The organism is Nocardia vinacea (assembly GCF_035920345.1).
Classification (GTDB): domain Bacteria; phylum Actinomycetota; class Actinomycetes; order Mycobacteriales; family Mycobacteriaceae; genus Nocardia; species Nocardia vinacea_A.
In genome coordinates this window covers 9,268,172-9,294,823 of sequence record NZ_CP109149.1, presented here as the reverse complement: position 1 = coordinate 9,294,823, position 26,652 = coordinate 9,268,172, and the positions used below count along the sequence as shown (strand labels likewise).

Here is a 26,652-nt window from a genome sequence, read left to right as displayed (position 1 = left end):
CATGCCCGCCCAGGACTTCACCAATCAGCTGCTCGTCCGTATCGCGGGCACACCGCTGCCCGCCGATATCGCGGCGCTGCTCACCCACGGCATGGTCGACGACAACCGTAGCGCGCCAGACCTTTTCGTACTGCGCTTCCGCGACCCCCAGAACATTGTCCTGGACAAGGCGAATATCAAAATCGGCGCGCCGGTCGAACTCGGCGTCGCGTCCAATGAGGCGAACACGCCGGTGCCGCTGCTGTCGGCGGAGGTCACCGCGATCGAGAAGGAGTTCGACGGCACCGGCACCTTTACCACCGTGCGCGGGCTCGACAAATCGCACCGGTTGCAACGCGGACGGCGGGTGACCGGCTTCGAACACATGTCGGCCGCGGATGTCGCGCGCCGGATCGCGAGCGACGCGGGTGTCGATATCGGCAAGGTCGCCGCGGGTGGTCCTGTGCTGGAACAGATTTCGCAGGGCAATGTCAGCGACTGGGAGCTGTTGCGCCAGCTCGCGGCCGACAGCGGCGTCGAGGTGGCGGTCACCGACGGCAAACTCGACTTCGGCAAACCCACCACGGCGGGCACCGCACCGCGCACCGAGGCCAAGGCGACCGAGGACCCGTTCGTCCTGGAGCTGGGGCGAAATGTGTTGCGGCTGCGCGCCATTGTCACCTCGGCCGACCAGGTACCCGGTGTGCAGGTCCGCGGCTGGGATGTGATGCGCAAGAAGGCCGTCGTCGCCGATGCCCCCGCGAAGACCGTGACGGCCGAGAACGGCGTGCGACCGGACGACCTCGCGAGCCTGTTCAAAGCACCGAAACTCGTTGGCGCGCAAGCACCGTACGGCACCCAGGGTGAGGTTGACGTCGCCTGCAAGGCCCTGGCCGAACAGGTCGCGAGCGGATTCGCGGAATTGGAGGCGGTGCTGCGGGGCAACCCGAAGGTGCGCGCGGGCACGGCCGTCGCACTGGCCAATGCCGGTAAACCGTTCGAGGGCAAGTACACCGTGACGGCGTCGCGACACACCTTCGATCCGGAGACCGGATATACGACCAGCGTTATCGTCAGCGGACGGCGTGATCGCACGCTCGCGGGGCTGGTCAGTGGCGCGGCACAAGCGCATTCGACTCGCGCTGGTTTTGCGGGTGTGGTGATCGGACAGGTCAGCGATAACAACGATCCGGCGAATATGGCCAGAGTCCGCATCACTTTCCCGTGGCTGGCCGACGGCTTCGTCAGCGTATGGGCCCGGACCGTGCAGCAGGGAGCGGGCCACGAACGCGGCGCGCTTTTCCTGCCCGAGGTCGGCGACGAAGTACTCGTCGCGTTCGAACACGGCGACTTCAGACGGCCGTACGTCATCGGCGGCCTGTACAACGGCGTCGACATGCCCCCGACCGGTGCAGGTGATCTCGTGGACCGCACCAGCGGCGCGGTGAACCGGCGCTCGATCGTCTCCCGCACCGGCCACCGCGTCGAATTCCGTGAACAGGCGGCGGGCGCTCAGGGCGTCCATGTGGCGACCGGCGACCAGAAACTCACCCTCGACCTGGACCAGCAGCAGACCACGATCACCGTCCACAGCGACGGAACGGTCACCATCTCGGCCCGCAATGGCGTGACGGTCGACGCGGGCACCGGGCCCCTGAAGCTCACCGGCAATGACATCTCGCTCGGCGCGAAGTCCGGGATCACCCTCGACGGTGGCGCCGGACCGGTGCAGGTCTCCAGCACCGCGGGTATCGAGGTGCGAGGCACAACGGTTTCCGTAAACGGCAGCACCAGTGCGGAATTGACGGCCGGAGCGACCGCGACCGTGCGTGCGGCCATGGTCCGGATCAACTGACGGAAAGGAAGTGGTCGATATGCCACCCGCCGCTCGCGTTGCGGATCCGACCGCGCACCCCGGCGTGATCGGACCCCCCGGCGTGCCGACGGTGCTGATCGGCGGCATGCCCGCGGCCACCGTCGGCACGCCGCATATCTGCTCATTTCCGCCGCCTGCCGTCCATCCGCCGTCGGCGATCGCAGGTCCCGGCTGTCCGACGGTGCTGATCGGCGGGATGCCCGCCGCTCGCGTCGGCGATCTATCGGCCTGTGGCGCACCGATCGCCATGGGCTGCCCGACCGTCCTGATCGGAGGATGACCATGGCCGAACAGTTCATCGGCGCGGGCTGGGCGTTCTTTCCCATGCGAACCGACTACACCGGCGCCATCGCGCTGGTGGGCGCGGACCAGGAAATCAAGGAGAGCATCCGGCTGATCCTGGGCACCGCACCCGGTGAACGTCCGATGCGGCCCGAATTCGGTTGTGCCATCCATGAATTCGCATTCGCACCGGCGGATGCCGCGACCGCCGGACAGATCGTCTACGAGGTGCGCGCCGCGCTGGAGCGGTGGGAGCCGCGCATCGACGTCGACACCGTGCAGGTGCGTTTCGATGATGTGGACAGCGGAACGCTGTATATCGATGTCCGGTACAGCATTCGGGGCCGCAACGACCCGCGCAATCTGGTGTTCCCGTTCTATGTCATCCCGCAGCACGCCGAAAATTCGGGTGGTGTGTCATGACGCTGCCCGCACCCAACCTCGACGACCGCAGCTTCCAGCGCCTCGTCGATGACGCGAAACGCTATGTCCAGCAGCATTGTCCGGAATGGAGCGATCACAACGTCTCCGATCCCGGCGTCACCCTGTTGGAGACGTACGCCATGGTGGTCGACCAACTGCTCTATCGGCTCAACCGGGTGCCGGACCGGCTCTACCTGAAATTCCTCGAGCTCCTTGGTATTCGACTGTTTCCACCGGCTGCGGCAACCGTCCCGGTCACCTTCTGGCTCTCCGCTCCGCGCGAGGAGGTCGTGCTGGTGCCCGTCGGCACACAGACGGCCACTGATCGCGAGGACATCAGCCGACCCGACCAATGGCGCACCGAGACAATCGAACCCGTCGTCTTCGCTACTACCGCTGACCTGCCGATCGTGCCGTGCACATTGACCGCGATCGCGACCGGAGCCGCAGGCGGGCCCGTGCTCGACCGCACCGACGAGCTGACCACCGGAGCGCAATTCGCCTGCTTCTCCCCCACACCCGCACCCGATGACACGATGTACGTCGGGCTGTCGAATCCGGTGCCCTCGTGCGCCGTTGTACTGCGATTCGACTGCCGCGTCGAAGGTGTCGGCGTCGATCCGCGCCAGCCGCCACTCGTGTGGGAGGCATGGGACGGACGCCGCTGGGCCGGCTGTGAACTCGAACGCGATGACACCGGTGGCCTCAACCGTCCCGGCGATATCGTGCTGCACGTGCCGCCCACGCACCGGGCGTCGCCGATCCAACGGCGCACAGCGGGCTGGCTGCGCTGCCGTGTGGTGCCCGTGCGCCCCGGCCAACCGCCGTATACCGGCGCTCCCCGGGTGTTCGCCGCATCAGCCTTCACCATCGGCGGAACTGTCGACGCCCGCTATGCCGAGATCGTGCGCGACGAGATCGTCGGCATGTCCGAAGGTGTTCCAGCACAAGAGTTTCCGCTCGAGCAGCGCCCCGTCGTCGCCGAGCCGGACGAGGATATCGTCGTCGAGGTCGCCGCGGGCGATGGCTGGCAGCAGTGGACGCGGGTCGAGCACTTCGGCGACAGCCGACCCGACGACCGGCACTTCACCCTCGACGCCGCCGCGGGCGTCATCGTCTTCGGCCCAGCCGTCCGTCAGCCGGACGGCTCGATCACCCGCTACGGTGCGGTGCCGCCGAAGGGTGCGCCGATGCGGGTACCGCTCTACCGAACCGGTGGCGGGCGTCGCGGCAATGTGGCACGCGGCACCGTACGTTCGCTGCGCAGCTCGCTGCCCTACGTTTCGCGCATCGAGAACCGGCGGCCCGGTACCGGCGGTGTGGACGGCGAGACGGTCGAGAATGCGAAACTGCGCGCGCCGATGATGCTGCGCACTCGCGAACGTGCCGTCACCACAAGGGATTACGAGTTGCTCGCGGTGGCCTCCTCGCCGCGCGTCGCCCGCGCCCACTGTCTTGCGGGCACGGGCCAGGACGCGGCGGTGGTCCGGGTGCTGATCGTTCCCGAGGTCGACAGCGACGAGACGGCGACCGTCCCGTTCGAACGGCTCCAGCCATCCGACGAGTTGCTGCAGCGTGTCGTCGCGTATTTGGACGAACGGCGGATGATCGGGGCCCGCCTGATCGTCGAACCACCGCGCTATCGCGGGGTGACCGTCGTCGGCGCGGTGCGCGCACGCGCGACCAGCGATCCGGCTCGGGTCCGCGCCAGTGCGATCCGAGCGCTCAACAGCTATCTGCACCCGGTGACCGATGGTCCGAGCGGTCAGGGTTGGCCGCTCGGCAGGTCGGTGCAAGCAGGGGAACTGTATGCGGTACTGCAGGGTGTCGACGGCGTCGAGCAGATCGACGACCTGCGGTTGTACCCCGCCGATCCGATCAATGGCACGCGCGGTGAAGCCGCCCAGCGAATCACCTTGCCGCCCAACGGTTTGGCGTATTCGTTCGAGCATCAAATCAAGGTGACGTCATGAGGGGCACGGTCGCGGGACTGCCGTCGGCGCATCCACTCGGCGAGTTCCTGCCGGGCATCTACCTGGACGACCCGTTCGTCCAGCGCTGGACGAACGGGATGGACGAGATCCTCGCCCCGGTCTTCCTCACCCTCGACGCCCTGCACACCTACGTCGATCCCGCGCTCGCCCCCGCCGACTTCCTGACCTGGCTCGCGGGCTGGGTCGATGCCGACACCGACGAGCAGTGGCCGACGGATCGGCTGCGTGCCGTTGTCGCGGCCGCAGTCGGCGTGCACGCGCGGCGCGGCGGTGTCGCGGCATTGAAGGAGCACATCCGCAGGGTGGGCGGCTGCGAGGTGGAGGTGGTGGAAAGCGGCGGCGCACGGTGGTCCCGCACACCCGACACCGTCGCACCCGGCGATACGGCGCCACGCCTGGTCGTGCTGGTACCCGCCGACCGCTGGGATGCGCCTACCCGGCAGCGGATCGCACGCGCGGTCGAGGCGATGTGCCCGGCGCACGTGCCGTTCGAGCTGGCCCGACAAGCACGGTGACCGGATTCGCGGATTGAACGCCCAGCTCGGCGAGCATTTTCGCGTAGTCGCGCCGGGCTCGCTCCGCGGCGGCCAGATCATCCGCGCGCTGGTAGGCCGATATCAGCAGCCGCCAGGCGCGATCCAGGTACGGATCGATATCCAGGCTGCGCCGCAATGCGTCGATTGCGGCGGCGGCACGATCGCGGCACAGCTCGAGTTCGGCGAGGGTGACACCGGCGAGCGACGCTTGGGTTCGGAGCCGATCGCGTTCGGCAACCACCCATTCGACGGCTCCATCCGAGGGCAGTAGTTCGCCTCGATATTCGACCAATGCCGCCGTGAACGCACTGTGCGCACGGTCCTCGTCACCGAGCTGCAGCGCGGACCGGCCCGTCTCCAGCGCCGTTTCGAAGGTGACAACGTCGGCGGTGCTACGGCCGTTCAGGACAAGGGAATACGTCTCGCCCCGGCGCATCAGCAGCGTCGACTTGCCGCGGCCGGTATCGGGTTCGAGGAAACGCCGAACCGCGGATACGCTCACCTGCAGACTCTGCCGGGCCTGGGCTTCGGGCAGATCGGGCCACAGCGCCGCGACCAGGTCGTCACGATGCACCCACCGCCCAGTGCGCATCGCTAGGTAGCGAAGGGTCGCGGCGGCGCGTGGCCGGAGGGCCCGCGGATCCAATTCGATGCCGTCGACCTCGACTACGAAAGCACCGAGACAGCGCAACCGCAGGTCTGTGTTACTCGGAATCGGCAGTGCAACAACGGATTTCGGCTCAACAATACGGTCGACGAGTGCCGTCGGTAATGGCATACCGATTTCCACAGCGAGTGCACGCGCGGCAGCGAACGGTGCCGCGGCGACATTGTCGGTTCGAATTGCGTTGGCGAGTAGGGCGATCGCGCGGGCACCGGGTACGCCGGTCGTACGAGCGAACGCCTCGGCGCGCGTCGCCTTGGTTTCGGCATCCCCCGCACTTTCGGCCGCGGCCGCCAAGGCTTCGAACGCCAAGGCCCACGCCTTCGGTGTATCCGCGCGCAACCGCACGCACCGTTCGCTGACCACCCGCCACAACGACATCGACGGCTCGCCCGCCAGCAGTGCCCGATACGCCGCGATCGCCGCCGCCAGCGCGGCTCCCCAATGATCACCTGCCGCATCGCATTCCGCGGCGACCTCGGAGCCGCCGAGCTGCGATAGCGCGCGGCACTGCCGCAGCAACGCCGTCGCACCCGCGCGTTCGGCCTCACCCGCGAGCAACTCGATTCGCATCCCCACGTGCTCACCACAGACCATCGCCGCGATGGTGCCGACGAACTGTGTCCACAGCTCGAGCATCGGAACCGCCGCATCATAGACCGACAGCTGGGCTTGCTGACCGGCTCGACGCACGTGACCGGCCAGCAGCAAGGCACAGGTGTGTGCGAAAGCCATTCCAGCACAACCGTTGTCATCGTCGACATAGTCCAACGGACGACGTGTCGTTGCGGCGCGGATCCGATCGAGCCAATGCAGTTCGACCTGCGGCGCGGCATCGAGCCAGATATCGACCAGACGCCGTTCCCGCGCGGCCGCAGCGCGCAGATCGGGCTCGGAGAACAGCCGCTCGGCATGCCGATACCGCTGCGACCCCCGCCGCAGATTTCCGGCCGCCACCTCACGACGAGCCGTCGCCAACGACAGCCAGGGATCCTGCTCGACCACCGATGCGGGCAGGCCCGCGCACCACACCGGACTCTGCGGATCACCGACCACCCGCGCCCCGTGCGTATTCAGCAGCCTGGCCACCTCGGTCCAGTGTTCCGCACGCGCGAACAACCGTGCCGCCTCCGGATAGGCCTGCTCGTCCTCGAGTTGGATCGCGGCCTTGCGGCACCACCGGGCCGCCTCCGCCGCGCCGAGTTCTTCGCGCAGCGCCGAGGCCAGATGCTGGCGCAGCACCTCGTGGTAGCGGAAACTGTGGCCGTCGTCGTCCGAACTGGTCAGTGCCTGGCGCCGCTCCAACTCGGCCAGCAGCGCCGCCGAATCGGTGCGATCGAGCAGCCGGTCGCAGCGCTCGGCGCTGACCGTCTCGAAAACGTGTGTGCGGCGCAGGAATTCACATAATTCGGCGGGCAGCTCACCGAGCACGGTGTGCGCAAGATAGCCCTGCAGATAGCGCGCCCTGCCACTGAGCGCGCGGATCGCCGCTCGCCGCGCACCAGCGCCGAGGGTCTGGGTGCCGAGGTGGAAAAGGTGCAGACCCGCCGCCCAGCCATCGGTGAACCGGGACAGCGCCGCCGCCTCGTCCGGCGGCAGGCGATGGCCGTAGACGCTCGAGAACAGCTCCTCGACCTCCCAACAGCGGAAGCGCAGATCGTCACCGGACAGCACGGTCACCCGACCGATTTCCGCGCGCATCAGATTGACGGTGGGACGCACCCGGGAACCGAGTACGACACGCGCACCGGTCACCGGATCCGACAATGCGAACCGTTCGAAGGCCGACTCGGCGGGCCCGCCGACGACGAAGTGGAAATCATCCACGATCAGGGTTCGCGGACCGTGCTCCGACACCGCCCGCAGCCGCCGCACGAAACACTCGGCATCGATATCGTCCGGATCGGCCCGGTACCAGGCCACGCCATCGCCGCTGGCCGCGGCATACTGCTGCAGCAGGTGCGTCTTCCCCGAACCCGCGGCCGCGATGACAACCGTGACATCGGCATCCGCCATCCGGCGCAGCAACCTGGGCCGCTGCAATCCCAGCCGCCGGCCCCCAGACGGTGCCGTGGCGCCTGAATCGACCACGCAACACCTCCTCCCGGCCATCCCCAACCTCACCCCTGAGTTTGCGCCGAGTCGAGCACCCGGACACGGGTATCCGACTACGCGAATTTCCCAGGTGAGTCGCGTAGTGGAATACCTACTCCATGCTGGTCAAACGATCACCATGCGTTGGTGGCGGCGTCGGCCCCGAGCGACCACCAACAGCAGCACATGATGGTCAGCGGTCCAGTTGTGGGAGGGCGAACCGGAGGGTGACGAGTTGGAAAGGTCGCAGCTGCAGGCGGACTCCTGCGGCCTCCGCGGCCGCGGAGGTCTCTCCTGGCAGTGGGCGTTCCAGTAGATCGCAGGTCTGAAATCCGGCGATATCGAAGCCTGTGGTTACCAGCGCCGAGGCTCGGCCGCCGTGGGCCTCGTAGACGCGGAGCACGACGTCGCCGCTGCCGTCGTCCGCAAGTTTGACGGCGCTGGTCACAACGGCGTCGTTGTCGATAATGAACAGTGGCGCAACGGGTTCGGCGACACCGGGGCGCGCGGTGTCGAGGTTGATGCGGTAGCCCGCGCGCACGGCATCTCCGATCGAAGCGCTGGGAATCAGGGCGTGCCGGAAGTGGTGCGTACCGTGGTCTGTCTCCGGATCCGGGAACCGGGGTGCCCGCAATAGTGAAAACCGCAGTGTTGTCGTTGTCCCGCCATCGGCTCGAACAGTACGGGTGACGTCGTGGCCGTAGGTCGAGTCGTTGACGAGCGCCACACCCCAGCCGGGCTCGGCGAAGTGGACGAAGCGGTGACTGCAGGCTTCGAACTTCGCGTACTCCCAGCTGGTGTTGGTGTGGGTGGGCCGGAAGAGGTGCCCGAATTGGGTTTCGGACGCATAGCGGTCGGCGTGGATGTCCAGGGGGAAGGCAAGTTTGAGGAATTTCTCGGTCTCGTACCAGTCGACGGTGGTGTCGATATCCAGACCGCGCGCGCCCGTCCGCAGTGTCAGGGTCTGCTCGACTTCGGAAGACCCGAATGAGCGGCCGACCCGCACCACGGCTGCGCCATGCGAATCCGGATCTGCCGCGACGAATTCCGCTTCGGTCAGGTCGATGACCCGGTTTCGATAGAAGAGATCGACATCCCAAGCGTCCCAAGAATTCGGGAAATCCGGGTGCAGCTGTAGGAGATTCGCGGCCGAACCCGGTGGCAGCGTCTCGCGCTGATGCTCGAGGTCGAACATCGATACGACGAGACCGCGCGCGTCCACTTCGACTCGCGCCAGGCCGTTGTCGAGGACGAACCCGCCACCTGCACGCTCGACCACTGAGCATGAGTCACTCGAATCCACCGGAGCCGCCGCACCGGCCGGAACCGTTCGCCAGGTATGCGGCGTCGGGTTGAACATATTCGGTCCCACCCGCTCACCACCGAGCACCCATTGCGCCCGCTCGATAATCGCCGTCAGCTCCTCGGCCACCGCCGCATACGTCTGCTCCGCCTCACGGTGCACCCATGCGATCGACGAGCCGGGCAGAATGTCGTGAAACTGGTTCAGCAGCACCGTCTTCCAGATTCGGTCCAACGCCGCGTACGGATATTCGAAGTTCTTCCGCACCGCCGCGGTGGCGGCCCACAGCTCGACCTCTCGCAGCAGGTGCTCGCTGCGCCGGTTGCCCTGCTTGGTCTTCGCCTGACTGGTCAACGTGCCACGGTGCAACTCCAGATACAGCTCCCCCACCCACACCGGCGGGTTCTCGTACTCGGCCTCGGCCCTGGCGAAGAAGCCGGATGGGGAGTCCCACACCACTTTGGGCGAACCCTCGAGATCGGCCATCCTGGCGGCCTTCGCGATCATCTCCCGCGTCGTGCCGCCACCACCGTCACCCCAGCCGGTCGGCGCGAGCGATATCGACGCACGGCCCTTTTCCTTGAAATTCCGTGCGGCATGGGCGATCTCACGACCGTGCATCGAACAGTTGTAGGTATCTACCGGCGGAAAATGAGTGAAGATCCGGGTTCCGTCGATCCCCTCCCACAAGAAGGTATGGTGCGGAAACTGGTTGATCTGACTCCACGAAATCTTTTGTGTCAGTAACCATTTCGATCCGGCCGCCTTGACGATCTGCGGCAGTCCGGCGGCGAACCCGAAGGTGTCGGGCAGCCACGCCTCTTCGTTCTCGACACCGAATTCCGCCAGAAAGAACCGCTTACCGTGTACGAACTGCCGCGCCATCGCTTCCGAACCCGGCATATTCGTATCCGCCTCGACCCACATACCGCCGGTCGGCACGAACCGTCCCTCCGATACCGCCTGCTTGACCCGCTCGTAGACCTCGGGACGGTGCTGCTTGATGAAGTCGAACTGCGCGGCTTGCGACATCGCATAGATGAACTCGGGCTCGTCGGCCAACAACGCGGCCATATTCGCGGTCGTACGAGCGACCTTGCGCACCGTCTCGCGCAGCGGCCACAGCCACGCCGTATCGATATGCGCGTGCCCCACCGCGCAAATCGTGTGCGCGGACGGTACCGCGGGCTTGGCCAGCACATCGACCAGGCATTCGCGCGCCGCCGTAGCGGTGGCGTTCACATCCTGTAGATCGACGGCGTCGAGTGCGCGCTCGATCGCACGCACGATGTCGTAGCGGCGGGCAGGTTCCTCGGGCATCTCATGCATCAGCTCGCCGAGAACCTCCAGATCCTGCACCAGCTGCCAGACCTCGTCGTCGAAAACCGCGAGATCCATTCGGCCCAGCCGGTATTGCGGCTCGTTACCAGCAGTGAGCTTGTCACCGAGAGCGTTCGGCGAGAAAAAGGGGATGATCGGGTTCGAAGCCGCCTCGACGTGCAACAGCACATGCTCGCCACCGACCGCCGGGGACGCCACCCGCACCCACTGGTTACGCGGGTGCAGCCCCTTCACCGGCGATCCGTCCGACCGATAGACCAGACCCTCGCACTGGAAGCCCGTCATATTCCGGTCGAAACCGAGATCGATGATCCCCTCGACGGTTTTGCCCGCCCACTCGGCAGGCACCGTGCCCTCGACCGTGAACCAGCTGGTCCCCCATGGCGCACCCCATCTGGCACCGGATTCGATGGGCGTCCGGGGCGCGGCCAATCCCTCGGCAACCGGCACCGGCTCATCCGGCGCAACCCAGATCGATGCCCGCAGCGGCACCGACTCCGGATAGATCGCTGGAACGATCCGCTCTGCGAGGACCCGCCCGAGGCGGTTCTCGATCAACCGACGATCATCGTGCACAGCGCTGGCTCCCATCGGACCGGAGGAGTGATCACCAACCGCCCCATTGTCCGACAGCACAGTGAATTCCGGGTGATACCAGCCCCTTTCATCATTCCACCAATTGATGTACCGTTACTTAACGGCTCAATGAATGCGGCTTATTTGATCGGCGAACCGGGCTTCGGTGACGCCGACGGACACGCAGCTGTGCGCGCTCGGGAGGCGAAATGCTCAGTCTGGAAGGTCGACTGGCCCAGCTCATAAAGGAAGCAAGAAACCTGGGCACCGGGACGACTGTTGAGACGGTAGGTGACTTGCAATCCACCCTCGGCTCGTTGGACCAGGAACTCGAGAGCACGGCCGATTCTGTCCAGCGATGTCGCGAACTCGGCAGACTGCGCCGAGAAGCGGGTCTGCTCTTGGCCGACGCCCGCGCCCGGGCCGTACTTGCGCGTGATTTCGGGTGATCCCGCTAGCACAGGGGTCGATGATCGACCGTGACTCGTAGCACTGCGTGACGATCACGCCCCGAGATGGGGAAGACTCGACCCCATGGCCACCATCCGCACCGAAATCGTCATCGATACTTCCCCACAACACATTTGGGATGTCGTACGTGATGTCGGCGCCGTGCACACACGCCTGCTCCCCGGCCGAGTCGCCGACACCCGCATCCAGGGCGTCGAACGCTTCCTCACATTTCCGGACGGCCACGTAATCCGGGAACTGATCGTCTCCATCGACGACCGAACCCGCCGCCTGGCCTACTCCGTCACGGAAGGCGCCAGACCATCCCTGGACTACCACCACGCATCCTTCGAGGTCCGAAGCGAGGGTGAGCGCGGCCGCCTGATCTGGATAACCGATGTCCTCCCCGACACCGTCGCCCCCGAAATTCGAATCCGCACCGAATACGGCATCAAGGAAATGAAACAGGCAATCGAAGCATCAGCACTGGACTGCATCGCTCGATCGTGATCTTGTAGCGCAACGCCAGATGTCGTGTCGACGAGGAGCCCGTTGTGGGACAGCTTCATGCGAACGAGTCACGATTCACCGCCCGCGACCCCTCTTCGTCGATCCGGCAATCACGTCGGCGCAAAGCCGACCAGGGCTCGGCAGGTACGGACATCGAGTGACGCTGCGTATTGCGTCGGCACCCGGGCATCAACGATGCAGAAAGGTTTCGCGCTGCATATGCGACAGCTTCTGCGGATTGCGCACGGAGTAGATGCCGCTGATGAGGCCGTCGTCGATGCGCACCGCCGTGACGGTGTCGAGTTCGCCGTTGAGCCGGATGATCAACGCAGGGTAGCCATTGACCTGTGTCGGTTGCAGTGTCGCCGCGGCGCCGATCGTGTTCCAGTAGGCGGCGAACAGCCGAGCCACTCGCTCGGCCCCGATGATGGGGCGCGGGAGGGCCTGTCTGATTCCGCCGCCGTCGTTGAGGGCGACGACGTCCGGCGCGAGGATTTCGAGCAGGCTCTGTAGATCGCCGGTTTCGACCGCGCGTTGAAAGGCGGCGAGTGCGTCGCGGGTCTGGGCCGAGGAGATGACTCCACGGGGGCGGCGCGCGGCGACGTGTGCTCGTGCACGGTGGGCGATCTGGCGGACCGCGGCGGGGGTTTTGTCGACCGCTTCAGCGATTTCGTCGTAGGCCAGGTCGAATACCTCGCGCAGTACGAACACCGCGCGCTCGGTCGGGGTGAGCGTCTCGAGCACGAGCAGCATCGCCATCGAGACGCTGTCGGCCAGTTCGACATCGTCGGCCACGTCGGGGGCGGTGAGCAACGGCTCGGGCAGCCAGGGACCGACGTAGGACTCCTTGCGCCGGTCGAGTGTGCGCAGCCGGTCGAGTGCCTTGCGGGTGGTGATCCGGACCAGGTAGGCGCGCTGGTCCTGCACCGTGGTCAGGTCGACATCGGCCCACCGCAGCCAGGTTTCCTGCAGGACGTCTTCGGCGTCGGCGGCCGAGCCGAGCATTTCGTAGGCGACGGTGAACAGCAGCCTGCGGTGGGCGAGGAACGCTTCGGTGGCAGGGTCCAGGCGGTCGACTTCGCCCGCGTCACTCATTGCTCTCGACTGTGCCATACACACGAGACGCCGGTCCTGCCCACTTTGTGACACCCACCCTCAGTGACGCACGTCATGTAGGCGCGGGCGTCACAGGACCGCGGTCACGAGCGTCTGGTGTTCGTCCGGTTACCAAGACAGGAGGCTGACATGCAGGTCGTCGTAGTGGGCAGCGGCTATTCGGGCACGCTCGTGGCGAACCGAGTAGCCAGGAAGGTCAAGGATGCCGAGGTCACGGTGATCAACCCGCGCCCGGACTTCGTGCAGCGGGTCCGGCTGCACCAGCAGATCGCGGGAACATACTCGGCAGCAACACCTCTCGCAGAGGTACTGCGGGAAGGGATCACGGCACGGGTAGGCACCGTCGACAAGATCGGTGACGGCACCGTCGCCCTCGCCGACGGCGAGCGGATCGACTTCGATTACGCCTTCTTGGCCGTCGGCAGCACGGTTTCGCCCATACCCGGAACCGTTCCGGTGGGAACGTGGGAAGGTGCGCAGCAGGCTCGCGCGGCGCTGGCGGCGCTCACCTCGGGTGACCATGTCACCGTCATCGGGGGTGGTCCGACCGGCATCGAGACCGCGGCCGAAATCGCCGAGGCCAGACCGGATCTGCGAGTGCGGCTGATCGGTTCCTCGGTGGGCGGCGGCCTTTCGGGCGGGGCATATCGGCGGGTACGCGCCGGGCTGGAGCGACTGACCGTCGAGATCATCGATGATGAGGTGGCCGAAGTCGGTTCGGGCGCAGAGGATGTCGTGCGGCTGCGGTCGGGTTGGGATATGGTTTCGGACCTGACCCTGTGGGCGATCGTGTCGGACGTTCCCGACCTCGCGGCGCGCAGCGGTCTCGAGGTCGACGCGCGCGGACGTGCGGTCGTCGACGAGTTCCTGCGCAGCGTCAGCGACCAGCGGATCTTCGCCGTCGGCGACTGCGCTGCCGTGCCCGGAGCACGTTTCGCCTGCTACACCGCCTTACCGCAGGCCATTCACGCGGCCGACAACTTCGCTCGCCTACTCGCGGGCCGCAAGCCCAAACCGCATTCCTTCCCGTACTTCAGCCGCGGCCTCTCGCTGGGCAGGAAGGACGCGGTAGCCCAGTTCACCCACACCGACGACACGGTCCGGCGCGCCTACTTCGCCGGACGTACCGCGGTCGCACTCAAGGAAATGGCCACCCACAGCGCGTTCTCATCCGCCCGCGCAGGCGTTTCCAGTTTCTGATCAACAGGAGAATCGAATCTTCATGCGTATCACAGTCTTCGGAGCAAACGGTCCCACCGGCCGGCTGCTCACCGGCCAGGCACTCGCCGCCGGACATGAGGTCGCCGCGGTCACCCGGCAGCCGGATTCGTTTCCGCTGCACCATGATCGGCTCGAGATAGTTGGTGCAGATGTGCTCGATCCGGGTGCCGTCGACGCCGTCGTGGCGGGGCGAAATGCGGTGCTGTCGACGCTGGGGGTGCCCGCCGGTAAGGATCCGATCAGCACCTATTCGCGCGGTGTGGCCAATATTGTCGCCGCGATGGAACGGCATCGGGTGCGTCGGCTCGCCGTCGTCAGCTCGAGCGGAGTCGACCCGCATCCGTACTCCGACGGCGGGTTCCTGTTCAACCGCGTACTACTGCCATATGTGACGCGGGTGGCGGGTAAGACTCTGTACGACGACATGCGGCGAATGGAAACACTGATCCGCGCCACCGATCTGGACTGGACGATCGTGCGCCCGAGCGGGCTCTACCACCTGCCGTCGGTCACCGACTACACCGTCGTCGAGGGCCACGCCGACGGCAGGTTCACCGCCCGCGCGGACCTGGCCGCGAGCATGCTCGCCCTGCTGGACAACGACCGCTACGTCCGCACCACAATCGGCGTCATCACCACGGCCGACAACCCCGCCTTGCTCGAGTGGATTCGTCACGAAGCACTCGCCAAGACCTGAACCGACCAGCCAGGAAGCCCACGTCATCGACACCACCGGGCTGCAACCACGTGAAGTCGCAACCCGCATCGCCGCCACGGTGGTTCCGGTCGAACCTTGACGCCTACTCGGCGCTGTCATCGCCGTGTGTCGAATCTTCCCCGCCCTTGCCCTCAGCTGCGGCGCAACCGTCGTTCGCGGCACATGTGCTGCCTGGTGCAGCTACCGGTTCCGGGTCGCAAATCGTCGGTCGGTACTCCTCTTGTCGACGGGTCCACGCCGCAGCGGCGGCGTGCTCCGCTACATGTTTGCTCCACTCCCACATAGCCAAGTCCCCCTCAGAATCGAAATCACTTGCGCACACGGGGTTTACAGACATCCCGCCCCCGCTGATGCGTCGTGATCACGATATGAGCGCGCTCCTTCTCGATCGAGAAGCCGCACCGGCCCGCACCCTGAACTCCCTGGTCCATTGGCCGGACAGGAATTCCGGACCGGACCAAGGGATTCCGGACCGGCACGCAAACATCGGCTGACCAGGGACTACGATCGCAGGACAGTCATCACACGCGGACAACGCCCAGGCAGGAGTCCCATGTGTCGCTTGTTCGGTTTGTCGGCCGCACCGCGGCGCGTGCGGGCCACGTTCTGGTTACTGGATGCGCCGGACAGCCTGTCGATACAGAGCAGACGTGAACCCGACGGCGTCGGCCTCGGCACCTTCACCGCCGACGAGGCCCCGCTGGTGGAGAAACAACCGATCGCCGCATACCAGGACGTCCAATTCGCTCGGGAGGCGCGCGAACGAGAATCGATGACGTTCGTCGCGCATATCCGCTACGCCACCACAGGCGGCTTGCAACCCATCAACACCCACCCGTTCGAACAACGTGGCCGTCTGTTCGCCCACAACGGTGTGCTGCACGGTCTCGACGAACTGGACTCCGAACTCGGCGACTACCTCGACCTGGTACACGGCGACACCGATTCCGAACGATTCTTCGCCCTGGTCACCAAGCGCACCGATCAGCACGGCGGCGACATCACCGCCGGTATCACCGACGCGGTCAGGTGGATCGCGGACCGACTCCCCGTCTACGCCCTCAACCTGGTACTCACCACGGCCACAAACCTGTGGGCACTCCGATACCCCGACACACACAGCCTCTTCGTCCTCGAACGCGAACCAGGCGGCCCACAGGGCGACCGGCACCTGGACCAAGCCGGACGAGCCGGAATCCGAACCCGCAGCGGCCACCTGCGCGAATTCCCTGCGGTCGTGGTTGCCAGCGAACGCACCGACGAGGACCCGTGCTGGCGAGCACTCGCACCCGGCGAACTACTCCACGTCGACGACCATCTGCGGGTCCGATCGACCACCGTCCTGGATTCCGCACCGCGCCACCCACTCTCGCTGGCACAACTCGATAGTCGTGCGGCGGCAGCACAGTCGGGTCGGTGACCGACCTGCCGATCCGAGCCCGCGACCGCAGTAGATGTCCGACCCCGATGCAAGACTCGGGAAGTGAGATGGGCGGTGGCGGAAACGGGCGACGGAGGTGCAACTCTGTGTCCGCTCGATCAGGATGGTCGGCCCGCCGGACCAGTGATGCGTGAGCCCTCGCTCGCCGAGGCGGTGCGCGCACGGCCCGAGGTCGAACGGTGGGTTTGGCGATCCACGGCCGAGATCTACCGACCGCTGCTGGCGGCGGGCGTGCGGGTCGAGCGGTGCTACGACGTGCAGGCCGCGGAGGCGCTGCTCATCGGCCATGAGGAGGGTCAGTCGGGGCAGCCCCGCTCGCTGGCGGCGGCCTGGGCGCGACTACACAACCTGCCCGTCCCATCGGACGCGCCCGCGCGTGCCGCCGAGACCCAGCCATCGCTGTTCGAATCCGGCCCGGTACCTCTGCCACTCGGCACGGATGAGTTCGAGGCCCTATTGGAGGTCTACGCGGGTCAGCTGGCTCGTACGGCGAAGACCGAACATCCAGAACGTATGCGGCTGCTTCTTGCTGCCGAATCGGCGGGCATGCTGGTTGCCACGGAGATGTCCCGATCCGGGATCCCCTGGCGCGCCGACGTCCACCGCGAGCTGCTGGACAAGCTGCTGGGTGAGCGCTTTCCCGGCGGGCTGGAACCGCGCCGGATGGCGGAGTTGGCCGACGAAGTGTCGCGGGCCTTCGGGGAAGGTGTGCGGGTCCGGCCAGACCTGCCCAACGACATCATCAGAGCCTTCGGCCGCATCGGGATCTTGTTGTCCTCCACTCGAAAGTGGGAACTACAGCAGATCGATCACCCTGCCGTAGCGCCACTGCTGGCCTACAAATCGCTGTACCGCTTGTACACCGCCCACGGCTGGTCCTGGCTCGAGCAGTGGGTGCACGGCGGCCGCTTTCGTCCCGAATACCTGCCCGGTGGCACGGTTTCCGGCCGCTGGACCACCAACGGCGGCGGCGCTCTGCAGATCCCCAAGGTGATCCGTCAAGCGATACGCGCGGACCCCGGATGGCGTCTGGTGGTCGCCGACGCCGACCAAATGGAGCCGCGAGTCCTTGCCGCAATCTCCCGCGACACGGGATTGATGGAGGTGGCCGGTCGCGGCGAAGACCTGTACGCCGATCTGGCGGACCGTATCTTCGGCGGCGACCGCGCCCAGGCCAAAATCGCCCTACTGGGCGCCATCTACGGCCAGACCTCCGGCGATGCCCTCACTCACATGGCCGAACTGCGCCGACGTTATCCGGCCGCGGTGGCGTATGTCGACGACGCGGCTCGCGCCGGTGAAGAGGGCCGCTTGGTGCGCACTTGGCTCGGGCGCACCTGTCCCCCGGCCTCCATCGCATCGCCCGACCAGGTGGACGGGTATGCCAGCACCCCTGCGACGCGTGCTCGCGGCCGCTTCACGCGGAACTTCGTGGTGCAGGGCAGCGCCGCCGACTGGGCCTTGCTGCTATTGGCGGGTGTGCGTCATGCGATGGCAAGCGCCGGACTCCGCGCCGAACTGGTCTTCTTCCAGCACGACGAGGTAATCGTGCACTGCCCAGCCGAGGAAGCCACGGCGGTCGCCGACATGATCGCGACTGCGGCAGAGACCGCAGGCCGGATCGTCTTCGGGCCGACACCGGTCCGGTTCCCGTTCACGACAGCAGTGGTCGAGTGCTACTGGGACGCCAAGTGAGGATGCGCGGGCGACTCCGACCGGCTCAGGCCTGGACAACCTCCCACGCGAACCCGTCCGGATCGGTGAAGGCTCCAGCACTACCCCCGATGAGGATCCGATGCGCCCCGGTTCCCTCCTGCGGCACACCAGCATCCTTGGCGGCGGCACGGCGCCCGTAGAGTGCCAGCTTGATCGAGGACGCCGGGGTTTCGAACTCGACGTACTTGCTACCGAAGCTCTTCGCAACGGCCAGGCCGTGATCGACGTAGAACTGCTTGGTCGCCTTGACGTCGTCGACCCCGAGCAGGACCACGAAATCGTCGATCTCGCGGGTGGCCGGACCGGTGTCCTTCTTCGACGACGTCGCGATCTTCCAGATCGCCCCGTCCGGCGCCTGGACGACGCCGCCGTAGCCCCAGAAGCTCTTCTTGGCGGGCTTCAGTGTCGTCGCGCCTGCGGCGACAGCGGTGCCGATGAGGCTGTCGACGGTACTCGGCTGCGACACCACGAGCGACAGGATGAAGCCACGGAAGCCGGACGTCGGCGCATCCGAAGTGCGGACGCGCACTTTGTCGCCGAGACCGAACGCGGCGGTGTAGAAGGCCTCCGCGGCCGCAGCGTCGGGCACCTCGAGGATGACGGATTCGATAGCGGCTTGGTTAATGGTGATGTTCATGGCACTAACGTTATTTTCTAACCGGCGACCAGCGCTTCTCGATTCCTGATCGCTTCGGCCGCGGTTGAAATCAGCCCGTCGAGTCGAGCCACCCGCGGCCTCAGTCGATATCGAAGACGAACGAATACCAATCTCCGGACAGCCTTTCGAACCGGCGCGCGCCACTCCCCACCGGCTCGGTGCCGGGCGAGTAGACCCAGCCACTGACCGTGGAACCCACGAAGCCGTCGGCGTCATAGAAGTAGACGCGCCCATCGGACTCGCGATGAACCGAACTGATATCGAGCCCACCGAGGCTCAGACCTTCACGGGTATTCGGCCCATCCTCGCGCAGCATCCCGACCGCGACTTCCTCCATTTCCGGACGTGCGGCACCGAAGCTCGCGGACCGAAAGATCAACCCGGCCACCAACCCCGCGACCACAACCACCGGAACCGCGGCGACTTTCCAGGACCACCGGCGCTCTCGACCGAGCAGATACAGCGTCTTGATCGCCCACCCCAGCAGGGAAACCCCCAGCAGAATCCCGCCTGTCACCAGGACGACAAGCCGATCGGGACCGGTCATGTTCCCAACGAACGGAGCCCGGTCGAGGTGGACGCACAAGAACAACACAACACCAACGACTGTCCCCGTCAGGACCATGAAACTCGGCGCTGTGGCGGTGTTCAGTCCGCCCTCGGCCTGCCCGTCACGAGCGCGCGATGTTTCGATCGGAGCCTCCCCGTCTCGACTGCTGACCCAACGCCTGATCCGCGCTCGGCGATGCCCTCGACCGAACTCTACGCGGAATTGCTTCCTCGAACTTCCCCCCGGAATCGGCGCGCTGCCGCTGTCGACGCTGCGTGACCGGTGAAAAAGTCAGTCGCCCCGCCGGATCTGATTGGTGGCGCCTCGGATTCACCGATGAGATCGCGGCTCGAGACGCCGAGCGAATCGCTGATGTCGCTGCCGAACACCCTTCCGGCGCGAACCATTCGACGCCCTGACGCACCACCCGGAGACCGCCGACCGGCTGCTGTCTAGGGTCTGAGCGTATGAGTTGCCGCCTGTCTGAACTGGTCGTCCAATGCACCGACCCCGTTGCCCTGTCCCGTTTCTGGTGCGCCGTGCTGGACTACGTCGAGCTGGGCAGGGAGGAACCGGAGGACGGCATCGAGATCGGGCCGCCGTCCGGATTCGGCGGGGCCGCTCCGACGCTGGTGTTCAGCCGGGTCGACGAGCCGAAGACCGCGAAGCTCCGGCTGCACATCGACGTGAACCCGGTCGACCGCGACCAGGACGCCGAACTGGAGCGGCTCCTGTCGCTCGGTGCGCGGCCGGCCGACGTCGATCAGACCGGTGCAGAGTCCTGGCACGTGCTGCAGGATCCGGAGGGCAACGAGTTCTGCCTGCTGCGTCAACGGTTGCCGGAGCTGTAGGTCAACCCGAGATGAAATAACCTGCGCGCGAAGCACTTCGACTGTCGCCGACATCAAGCGCGAAGCCGATCGGCCGTTTCGCCCTGGGACTGACGATCGAGCTGAATCGGGACAAACGCTGATACGTATATGAGATCGCCGAGGCACCGCCGAATCTGGCCGGCATTCTTGATTCGTCCATCGCCGGCGGAGATCGAGTTACCCTGAATCGATGCGATCCCGGTTCCGTCGGTACGTCTTGGCCGCGCTCGCCGCCGCCGCGTCGACATTGCTGCTGTGCACGAACTCCTCGGCCGTCCCGCCGATCCGGTCGAACGCGCTACCGGTACTGGACTCGGATTTCCTCTGGGGTGTCGCGTCATCCGGGTTCCAGTCCGAAGGCCATGCGCCCGATAGCAATTGGACGCGTTACATCGCGAACTCCGGTGCCGACGAACTGCGCGATTCGGTCGACTTCTACGACCGGTACGCCTCCGACATCGACCTGGCGGCCGAGCTGGGTGTGAAGGTGTTCCGGATCGGGATCGAATGGGCTCGCGTACAGCCCACGCCGGGCACCTGGGATGCCGCCGCGTTCGGTTTCTACGACGCGGTGATCGCGAAGATCGTGGCTGCCGGGATGCGACCGATGATCACCCTGGACCACTGGGTCTATCCCGGCTGGGCCGCCGACCGCGGCGGCTGGCGCAATCCGGGCATGGTCGAGGATTGGCTGGCCAATATGCGCACGGTCGTCGACCGCTACGCATCCCGAAATCCATTGTGGGTCACCGTGAACGAGCCGGTCGCCTACATCGTGCACGAGACCGGCCGGGGCGCGGCGAGCGCACCCGAGATGCTCGACCGCCTCGCACAGGCCCACAACGTCATCTACGACTACATCCACCAGATCCAGCCCGGCGCCCAGGTGACCAGCAATGTCGGCTATGTGGCCGGCTCGGAGGCGCAGGTCAACGGCGAGTTCGTCGATCGCATCGCCAACCGGCTCGACTACGTGGGCGTCGATTACTACTTCGCATACGATCCGGTGCAGTCGCTGCTGAGTTCCATCACCAGGGCCATCGGGTCGGCAATGCCGCAGCTGCCCGGACAACGCATTTGGGAGCTGCCGGTGCGCACCGAAGGCATCTACTATGCGCTGCAATACTATTCGCGCCGCTTTCCGGGCAAACCGCTCTACATCGTCGAGAACGGGATGCCTACCGAGAACGGCATTCCCCGCGGCGACGGCTACACCCGCAGCGATCACCTGCGCGACACCGTCTACTGGATCCAGCGCGCCAAGGCCGACGGCATGAACGTCATCGGCTACAACTACTGGAGCCTCACCGATAACTACGAATGGGGCAGCTACACACCACGATTCGGCCTCTACACCGTCGACGTGCGCACCGATCCGACCCTCACCCGCCGTCCCACCGATGGTGTCGGCACCTACACCCAGATAGTCGCCGCGGGCGGTCTCCCCGCCGACTACCGCCCCACCCGCGGCCCGTCGATCTGCGTGCTCGTCGACCCACCGGCCAGCTGCCTGAGCCCGGTCGCAAACCCGTAGCGTGCGCTGCCGACAGCGTCCTTCGCCTGCAGCCTGACCTACGACCAATCCGGGCTGATCCTCGACTATCCAGGCATCGCCACGCGTGTCCAATGACAACATATTTCCTGTTGCGGTGAGCAGCCCGGACCAGAATGCGGCCGGTGCCGCGTGGTAGCGACCGCATCGGACTTCGGCTTGGGGCGAGTTACCGGCCGAGGGCGTCGAAGACTGCCTCGGCGCGCTCCCGTGTCTCGTACATACGCCAGCCAGTCTCGGCGATTCGGTCCGGATCGAGCGTATGTCCTTCTGCAGCACCATATTTCACCGGATCAGCGGTGACCATGGCATGGATGTCGCCGCGTTCGACCAAGCCGCCGATGGTGAGCGTTCCAGCGTAAATATTGCGGTCGGCCAGCGCGGCGTTGAGGGTGAGCGCGTAGTTGCGCAGCGCCGCGGCAGCCAAAGCCAGTTGGCCCAGCATCGGCATGGGACGCACACTGGACAACCCGCCCGCGAAAACCAGCCCGCCGGTACCGCGTTCGAGCATGCCGGGCAGCACGGCGCCGACGACGTGCACCGCGGGCCATACCCAGTCGAATGCCGATCGCGCGATCGCGACGTCGATCTCCGCGATCGGAACCGGCAGCTGCGTCGGGCCGGGACCGTAATACACGAACTCGACATTTCCGCTGGTGCTGATCGCATCCAGGACCTCGGTCAGTCGATCCGGATCGGTGACATCGGCTGTGTGAGCGGTGGCGTCGATGCCCTGTGCGGCGAGATCAGCCAGATACGCACCATGCCGGGCGTCGCTGCGAGAGACCAGCGCGACCCGGAATCCTTCCCGACCCCACCGACTGGCCATCGACATGCCCAATCCCGGCCCGACACCGACGATCACGGCTGTGCGTGCGCTGTTCGTCATCTCTACCTCCAAATATTGAGGGGTGCCTCATTTTCAAAGAGGTTAACACTAGAGTGAGGGGGTCCTCAAGTTTGTATGATGGTCGTCGTGACTCGACCGATGCGCCGCGACGCGGCCCGCAACCGCGACCGGTTGCTGCAGGAAGCCGCCGGCGTGTTCACCGAACAAGGACTGTCCGGGTCGCTGGAGGAGATCGCACGGCGCGCCGGAGTCAGCATCGGCACGCTCTACAACCACTTCCCGACCCGCGACGCCCTCATCGGCGCACTGCTACCACCCCGCCTTGCCGCCGTGGACGAACTCGCCGAACAGGCTGCGGCTGAACAGGATTCCTGGGCCGCACTCACCGGTTTCGTCGAAAACCTGCTGACTCGACTCGCCGCCGACCGCGGACTGCTCGAAGCATTCACCGGCGATCACCCCGCCGCCGCACAACTCGCCCAGGCATGCGCGCGGGGAATGACACATCTGTCGACGGTGCTCGACCGCGCTCGCCGCGACGGGACGCTGCGGGCCGACGCCACCGACGACGACGTGGTGAAGCTTGTCTGGGCGCTGTCGCTGCTCGGCGACAACGCCGGCGAATCGGCATCGCAGCGATCCCTGCGGTTCGTGCTCGACGGTCTCCGCGCTTCCTGAACTACATCACTCCATCGGCCGCGGTCAGGAGTCGGCGGGTGTTTGCACCGCGATTTCGCCACCCAGTTCATAGCCGCCACTCAACTGCAGCCTGTCGCCGCTCCAAAACCGCCCGGGGTCATACCAATTCGGGCTTCGGTCCTGCGACAACAGCCCCATCGACTGATAGGTCGCGGCCACGATCTCCGCGCAATACGCGCTCTCCAACTCCTGGACGACCGTTCGGCGCGACCGGCGTCGCGGGAGGCGTGCTCGGCCGCGCAGCCAGCGTCCGGCGAGACCGGCAGTGGAAGGAAAGGGGGTTCCATCGAATCGGGCGATGGTGCGCAGCAAGCTGTCTTCCATCTCCTTGGTTGCCGGACGGTTCAATTGACGCAACCAGGCCTGCTGACCGTAGCGGTGTGTCCACACCGATACGGCGTCACGCAGATTGTGTAACTGGACGCCGCGGCGCGCGACACCCGACCACATATCGGGCAGTGATCGGCCCAGTTCCGCATGCCAGATCAATGCGGGCAGATCATCGAGCACGACCGACATTCCCACATGGTTCACCGGACTGTTCGTCGTCATCCGAATCGCACGATCGGCCGCCGAATGCCCACGGAACAACCAGATGTCGCCAGTTCTGGTGAGCTCGAGCGCCCGATCGAGACTGATGCTCGTCCCCGTCATGGAAGTAGCCTATGCGGTATGAGGTGGTGGAAGGCAGTGGGATTGGCAGGTGCCGCTGGTGTCGTCGCAACCGGCGTGGTGGTCGTGCGCGCTGAGCGCCGCCGCCGCGCCTACACTCCGGACCAGGTCCGCGAACAGTTGCACGTGCGATTCGCTCAGGCAACCTCGACCGAGGCGGCCACCGAACCCGCCACTCCCCTACCGCGGCACACTCCCGGCATCCGCAGCCGCATCCGACATCTGTTTCACCGCTGACTCGCGGATCGAAAGCGTGTCGTTCAACCCCCGAAATGGATAGACCCGCTGTCGCAGAGCCGTACTCGTGAAGTCATGCGGACCATTTGCGGCGACCATGCAGAATCAGGTCATGCCGCACCGTTCGATGCCCGCTCGGGACCAGGACCCTACCGCCGACCCGCACCCATGATCCGGTGCCGACGATCCTCGCCTGCACCAGCGGCGAGTCCCATTCCCTGCCACTGGAGGTGGCGCGCGCGGCGCTGGCAGAGCGTGGCACGAGTGCGCAGCTGCTCGGCCCGGACGTTCCCACCGCCGCGCTGCACGACACGCTCACCAGAATTGCCGTCCCCGCAGCCGTCATGCTCTGGTCCCAGCAAGCGGCGACGGCTCTGACCTCGGCGGTACTCGCGTGCGTCAACGCCGGTGCCCGGGTATGCCTCGGCGGATGGGCGCGGATCCAGTGGCGGCCGCCATCCGGTTGGCGCTGTTGTCCGCGGACGGACCTACCGGTGAATTCGGCCCTGGGAAAGATTTTTTCGGCGGCACGTCGATTTTCCCCGTTCCCCGTTCGACTCGAGGGTGAGAGGGTCCGAGAGGGACCCGGATACTCGAGGAGAAAAGAACCATGAAGTACATGCTGATCTGGCGCGCCACCGACGAGGCCTACTCGGGGATGGAGAATTTCGACTTCGACAAGATGATCGAGACCGTCGGTCGGTACAACGAGGAGATGATCCGGGCGGGCGTGCTGGTCGCCGCGGAGGGTCTCGACGACGCCGCCGATGGCGTGGTCGTCGACTATTCCTCCGAGACGCCCGTGGTCACCGACGGACCGTACGGCGAGACCAAGGAGCTGTTCGGCGGGTTCTACATTCTCAACGTGGCATCGAAGGAGGAAGCCGTGGAGTGGGCCAAACGGTCGCCGATCACCGGTCCCGGCTTCAAGACCGAGATCCGCCGGGTCACCACGATCGATGAGTTCCCGCAGGACAACGAGTGGATCCAGAAGGAGCGCAAATGGCGGGAAGCGACCGGTCAGCTCTGAGCGGATCGAATGGCTGAGCACACCGGCCGCGCGGCCGTCGCCGCCATCTGGCGCATCGAGTCGGCACGGATCGTCGGTGCACTCGCGCGGTACACCGGCGATTTCGCGCTGGCCGAGGACCTCGCCCAGGAGGCGCTGGCCGAGGCCCTGGTGACGTGGCCACGTGACGGCGCGCCCCGCAATCCCGCGGGGTGGTTGCTCACCGTGGGTCGACGTCGCGCGATCGACGCGTTCCGTCGGCGCTCCGCCCTCGACGAGAGATATGCCGCCCTCGCCCGTGATCTGGGCGAGGGCGGGGTGGTCTCCGGGCGCGAACCCACTCGCGATGCCGAGGACATGCTCTGGGATCCGGATCGGATCGATGACGACGTGCTCGCATTGATGTTCATCTCCTGCCACCCCGTGCTGTCGCGGGAAGCGAGGCTGGCACTCACCCTACGGGTGGTCGGCGGTCTGACCAGCGATGAGATCGCCAAGGCATGCCTCGTGCCGACCGCCACCGTGCAGGCCAGGATCACCCGCGCGAAAAAGACCTTGGCGGCGGCGCGGGTGCCGTTCGACGTGCCGTCGGCCCAAGAGCGGGCCGAGCGCCTCGGCTCGGTGCTCAGCGTGATCTATCTGATCTTCACCGAAGGCTCCACGGCCAGCTCTGGTGACGAGCTGATCCGATCCGAGCTGGCGGGCGAAGCACAGCGTCTCGCGCGGGTGCTTGCCCGGTTGGTGCCGAACGAGCCCGAGGTCTACGGCGTGCTCGCACTGCTCGAACTGAGCGCGGCGCGCTTCCCGGCCCGTACCGGACCGGACGGCGAGCCGGTCTTATTGGAGCACCAAGACCGTCGCCGCTGGGACCGTGCCGCGATCCGCCGGGGACGGGCCGCCCTGGCCCGCGCGGAGCAGGTCGGCCCTGGCCTCGGGGCCTACGGCTTGCAAGCGGCGATCGCCGAATGTCATGCCGTCGCAGCCTCGGTCGAGACGACGAACTGGGAGCGCATCGTGCTCATTTACGAGGCGCTCGGCAGACTTGCCCCGTCGCCGGTGGTCGATCTCAACCGGGCGGTGGCAGTCTCCATGGCCCAGGGGCCGGCCGCGGCGCTGCCGATCGTGGACAGGTTGGCGGCGGCTGGGGCGCTGTCGAATTCACATCTGCTGTCGAGCGTTCGCGGTGAGCTGCTCACCCGCCTGGGACGCAACGATGAGGCGCGGACCGAACTGGAGCGCGCGGCAAAGCTGTGCGGCAACGAACGCGAGCGAACGGTGCTGCGGCGCAAGCTCGCTGAGCTCGGCTGACGGTG

Annotated in this window: 23 protein-coding genes; 16 read left to right on the top strand and 7 right to left on the bottom strand. The window is 66.3% G+C overall.

Annotated features, from left to right (window positions below; all coding sequences use genetic code 11):
• Window position 1 precedes the first annotated feature (1 nt).
• From OIE68_RS42095 to OIE68_RS42075, 5 genes are read left to right on the top strand one after another with little or no spacing between them, the layout of a single operon-like run.
• The gene (locus OIE68_RS42095) at window positions 2-1,834 is read left to right on the top strand and encodes a VgrG-related protein (protein WP_327096448.1); all 1,833 of its coding nucleotides are present in this window, start codon (window positions 2-4) and stop codon (window positions 1,832-1,834) included.
• A 19-nt stretch (window positions 1,835-1,853) separates the two neighbouring features.
• Complete coding sequence (locus OIE68_RS42090; RefSeq protein ID WP_063041004.1) at window positions 1,854-2,135, top strand: PAAR domain-containing protein; 282 nt, start codon at window positions 1,854-1,856, stop codon at window positions 2,133-2,135.
• 2 nt (window positions 2,136-2,137) lie between these two features.
• On the top strand, window positions 2,138-2,560 hold the full coding sequence (locus tag OIE68_RS42085) for a GPW/gp25 family protein (protein WP_327096447.1): 423 nt from the start codon (window positions 2,138-2,140) through the stop codon (window positions 2,558-2,560).
• Window positions 2,557-4,533, top strand: coding sequence for a putative baseplate assembly protein (locus OIE68_RS42080; protein ID WP_327096446.1), 1,977 nt, complete (start codon window positions 2,557-2,559; stop codon window positions 4,531-4,533). The genes OIE68_RS42085 and OIE68_RS42080 overlap by 4 nt, the downstream gene beginning before the upstream one ends.
• Window positions 4,530-5,069 carry a phage tail protein I gene (locus tag OIE68_RS42075; protein ID WP_327096445.1) on the top strand — a complete coding sequence of 180 codons (540 nt, stop codon included), beginning with the start codon at window positions 4,530-4,532 and terminating at the stop codon, window positions 5,067-5,069. The genes OIE68_RS42080 and OIE68_RS42075 overlap by 4 nt, the downstream gene beginning before the upstream one ends.
• Here the strand turns inward: OIE68_RS42075 and OIE68_RS42070 are convergent.
• Both OIE68_RS42070 and OIE68_RS42065 read right to left on the bottom strand, forming a co-directional pair.
• Complete coding sequence (locus tag OIE68_RS42070) at window positions 4,987-7,845, bottom strand: BTAD domain-containing putative transcriptional regulator (protein WP_327096444.1); 2,859 nt, start codon at window positions 7,843-7,845, stop codon at window positions 4,987-4,989. The two genes, OIE68_RS42075 and OIE68_RS42070, sit on opposite strands and share 83 nt — an antisense overlap.
• 196 nt (window positions 7,846-8,041) lie before the next feature.
• Window positions 8,042-11,068 (bottom strand): alpha-mannosidase, encoded by a 3,027-nt coding sequence (locus OIE68_RS42065; protein ID WP_327096443.1) that lies wholly within the window; start codon window positions 11,066-11,068, stop codon window positions 8,042-8,044.
• A 534-nt stretch (window positions 11,069-11,602) separates the two neighbouring features.
• Here OIE68_RS42065 and OIE68_RS42060 point away from each other — a divergent pair.
• Window positions 11,603-12,028, top strand: a complete 426-nt coding sequence (locus tag OIE68_RS42060; RefSeq protein WP_327096442.1) for an SRPBCC family protein — start codon at window positions 11,603-11,605, stop codon at window positions 12,026-12,028.
• Window positions 12,029-12,217: 189 nt separating this feature from the next.
• On the opposite strand, the gene OIE68_RS42055 is transcribed toward OIE68_RS42060, so the two are convergent.
• A complete protein-coding gene (locus OIE68_RS42055) occupies window positions 12,218-13,123 on the bottom strand; it encodes an RNA polymerase sigma-70 factor (RefSeq protein ID WP_327096441.1) in 906 nt (301 codons plus the stop codon).
• A gap of 150 nt (window positions 13,124-13,273) precedes the next feature.
• On the opposite strand from OIE68_RS42055, the gene OIE68_RS42050 reads away from it, so the two are divergent.
• From OIE68_RS42050 to OIE68_RS42035, 4 genes are all read left to right on the top strand, one after another.
• On the top strand, window positions 13,274-14,344 hold the full coding sequence (locus tag OIE68_RS42050; RefSeq protein ID WP_327096440.1) for an NAD(P)/FAD-dependent oxidoreductase: 1,071 nt from the start codon (window positions 13,274-13,276) through the stop codon (window positions 14,342-14,344).
• Window positions 14,345-14,366: 22 nt separating this feature from the next.
• Entirely contained in the window at window positions 14,367-15,062 is a 696-nt protein-coding gene (locus tag OIE68_RS42045) for an NAD(P)-dependent oxidoreductase (RefSeq protein ID WP_327096439.1), read from the top strand.
• Window positions 15,063-15,636: 574 nt separating this feature from the next.
• Complete coding sequence (locus tag OIE68_RS42040; RefSeq protein WP_327096438.1) at window positions 15,637-16,503, top strand: class II glutamine amidotransferase; 867 nt, start codon at window positions 15,637-15,639, stop codon at window positions 16,501-16,503.
• Between the two features lie 63 nt (window positions 16,504-16,566).
• Window positions 16,567-18,219: a bifunctional 3'-5' exonuclease/DNA polymerase gene (locus tag OIE68_RS42035; RefSeq protein WP_327096437.1), complete on the top strand. Its 1,653-nt coding sequence runs from the start codon at window positions 16,567-16,569 to the stop codon at window positions 18,217-18,219.
• Between the two features lie 25 nt (window positions 18,220-18,244).
• Here OIE68_RS42035 and OIE68_RS42030 read toward each other — a convergent pair whose 3' ends face one another.
• Complete coding sequence (locus OIE68_RS42030) at window positions 18,245-18,877, bottom strand: glyoxalase (RefSeq protein WP_327096436.1); 633 nt, start codon at window positions 18,875-18,877, stop codon at window positions 18,245-18,247.
• A gap of 100 nt (window positions 18,878-18,977) precedes the next feature.
• Window positions 18,978-19,445 carry a hypothetical protein gene (locus OIE68_RS42025; protein ID WP_327096435.1) on the bottom strand — a complete coding sequence of 156 codons (468 nt, stop codon included), beginning with the start codon at window positions 19,443-19,445 and terminating at the stop codon, window positions 18,978-18,980.
• A 470-nt stretch (window positions 19,446-19,915) separates the two neighbouring features.
• On the opposite strand from OIE68_RS42025, the gene OIE68_RS42020 reads away from it, so the two are divergent.
• Window positions 19,916-20,299, top strand: a complete 384-nt coding sequence (locus OIE68_RS42020; RefSeq protein ID WP_327096434.1) for a VOC family protein — start codon at window positions 19,916-19,918, stop codon at window positions 20,297-20,299.
• A 211-nt stretch (window positions 20,300-20,510) separates the two neighbouring features.
• On the top strand, window positions 20,511-21,854 hold the full coding sequence (locus tag OIE68_RS42015) for a glycoside hydrolase family 1 protein (RefSeq protein WP_327096433.1): 1,344 nt from the start codon (window positions 20,511-20,513) through the stop codon (window positions 21,852-21,854).
• A gap of 187 nt (window positions 21,855-22,041) precedes the next feature.
• Here OIE68_RS42015 and OIE68_RS42010 read toward each other — a convergent pair whose 3' ends face one another.
• Window positions 22,042-22,761, bottom strand: coding sequence for an SDR family NAD(P)-dependent oxidoreductase (locus tag OIE68_RS42010; protein WP_327096432.1), 720 nt, complete (start codon window positions 22,759-22,761; stop codon window positions 22,042-22,044).
• Window positions 22,762-22,839: 78 nt separating this feature from the next.
• Here OIE68_RS42010 and OIE68_RS42005 point away from each other — a divergent pair, with 78 nt between their 5' ends.
• Window positions 22,840-23,400, top strand: coding sequence for a helix-turn-helix domain-containing protein (locus OIE68_RS42005; RefSeq protein WP_327096431.1), 561 nt, complete (start codon window positions 22,840-22,842; stop codon window positions 23,398-23,400).
• 24 nt (window positions 23,401-23,424) lie between these two features.
• On the opposite strand, the gene OIE68_RS42000 is transcribed toward OIE68_RS42005, so the two are convergent.
• Window positions 23,425-24,075, bottom strand: a complete 651-nt coding sequence (locus OIE68_RS42000; RefSeq protein WP_327096430.1) for a hypothetical protein — start codon at window positions 24,073-24,075, stop codon at window positions 23,425-23,427.
• Window positions 24,076-24,093: 18 nt separating this feature from the next.
• Here OIE68_RS42000 and OIE68_RS41995 point away from each other — a divergent pair, with 18 nt between their 5' ends.
• The 3 genes from OIE68_RS41995 (at window position 24,094) to OIE68_RS41985 (ending at window position 26,647) form a co-directional block, all read left to right on the top strand.
• On the top strand, window positions 24,094-24,330 hold the full coding sequence (locus OIE68_RS41995) for a hypothetical protein (RefSeq protein ID WP_327096429.1): 237 nt from the start codon (window positions 24,094-24,096) through the stop codon (window positions 24,328-24,330).
• A gap of 610 nt (window positions 24,331-24,940) precedes the next feature.
• Complete coding sequence (locus OIE68_RS41990) at window positions 24,941-25,360, top strand: YciI family protein (RefSeq protein WP_327096428.1); 420 nt, start codon at window positions 24,941-24,943, stop codon at window positions 25,358-25,360.
• A gap of 9 nt (window positions 25,361-25,369) precedes the next feature.
• Entirely contained in the window at window positions 25,370-26,647 is a 1,278-nt protein-coding gene (locus OIE68_RS41985; RefSeq protein WP_327096427.1) for an RNA polymerase sigma factor, read from the top strand.
• The last annotated feature ends 5 nt before the right edge of the window (window positions 26,648-26,652 follow it).

Excerpts from the sequence above, each read along its gene's own strand:
- OIE68_RS42095 (WP_327096448.1), top strand. The coding sequence starts at position 2 with ATGCCCGCCCAGGACTTCACCAATCAGCTGCTCGTCCGTATCGCGGGC.
- OIE68_RS42090 (WP_063041004.1), top strand. The coding sequence starts at position 1,854 with ATGCCACCCGCCGCTCGCGTTGCGGATCCGACCGCGCACCCCGGCGTG.
- OIE68_RS42085 (WP_327096447.1), top strand. The coding sequence starts at position 2,138 with ATGGCCGAACAGTTCATCGGCGCGGGCTGGGCGTTCTTTCCCATGCGA.
- OIE68_RS42080 (WP_327096446.1), top strand. The coding sequence starts at position 2,557 with ATGACGCTGCCCGCACCCAACCTCGACGACCGCAGCTTCCAGCGCCTC.
- OIE68_RS42075 (WP_327096445.1), top strand. The coding sequence starts at position 4,530 with ATGAGGGGCACGGTCGCGGGACTGCCGTCGGCGCATCCACTCGGCGAG.
- OIE68_RS42060 (WP_327096442.1), top strand. The coding sequence starts at position 11,603 with ATGGCCACCATCCGCACCGAAATCGTCATCGATACTTCCCCACAACAC.
- OIE68_RS42055 (WP_327096441.1), bottom strand. The coding sequence starts at position 13,123 with ATGAGTGACGCGGGCGAAGTCGACCGCCTGGACCCTGCCACCGAAGCG.
- OIE68_RS42050 (WP_327096440.1), top strand. The coding sequence starts at position 13,274 with ATGCAGGTCGTCGTAGTGGGCAGCGGCTATTCGGGCACGCTCGTGGCG.
- OIE68_RS42045 (WP_327096439.1), top strand. The coding sequence starts at position 14,367 with ATGCGTATCACAGTCTTCGGAGCAAACGGTCCCACCGGCCGGCTGCTC.
- OIE68_RS42040 (WP_327096438.1), top strand. The coding sequence starts at position 15,637 with ATGTGTCGCTTGTTCGGTTTGTCGGCCGCACCGCGGCGCGTGCGGGCC.
- OIE68_RS42030 (WP_327096436.1), bottom strand. The coding sequence starts at position 18,877 with ATGAACATCACCATTAACCAAGCCGCTATCGAATCCGTCATCCTCGAG.
- OIE68_RS42025 (WP_327096435.1), bottom strand. The coding sequence starts at position 19,445 with ATGACCGGTCCCGATCGGCTTGTCGTCCTGGTGACAGGCGGGATTCTG.
- OIE68_RS42020 (WP_327096434.1), top strand. The coding sequence starts at position 19,916 with ATGAGTTGCCGCCTGTCTGAACTGGTCGTCCAATGCACCGACCCCGTT.
- OIE68_RS42015 (WP_327096433.1), top strand. The coding sequence starts at position 20,511 with ATGCGATCCCGGTTCCGTCGGTACGTCTTGGCCGCGCTCGCCGCCGCC.
- OIE68_RS42010 (WP_327096432.1), bottom strand. The coding sequence starts at position 22,761 with ATGACGAACAGCGCACGCACAGCCGTGATCGTCGGTGTCGGGCCGGGA.
- OIE68_RS42005 (WP_327096431.1), top strand. The coding sequence starts at position 22,840 with ATGGTCGTCGTGACTCGACCGATGCGCCGCGACGCGGCCCGCAACCGC.
- OIE68_RS42000 (WP_327096430.1), bottom strand. The coding sequence starts at position 24,075 with ATGACGGGGACGAGCATCAGTCTCGATCGGGCGCTCGAGCTCACCAGA.
- OIE68_RS41995 (WP_327096429.1), top strand. The coding sequence starts at position 24,094 with ATGAGGTGGTGGAAGGCAGTGGGATTGGCAGGTGCCGCTGGTGTCGTC.
- OIE68_RS41990 (WP_327096428.1), top strand. The coding sequence starts at position 24,941 with ATGAAGTACATGCTGATCTGGCGCGCCACCGACGAGGCCTACTCGGGG.
- OIE68_RS41985 (WP_327096427.1), top strand. The coding sequence starts at position 25,370 with ATGGCTGAGCACACCGGCCGCGCGGCCGTCGCCGCCATCTGGCGCATC.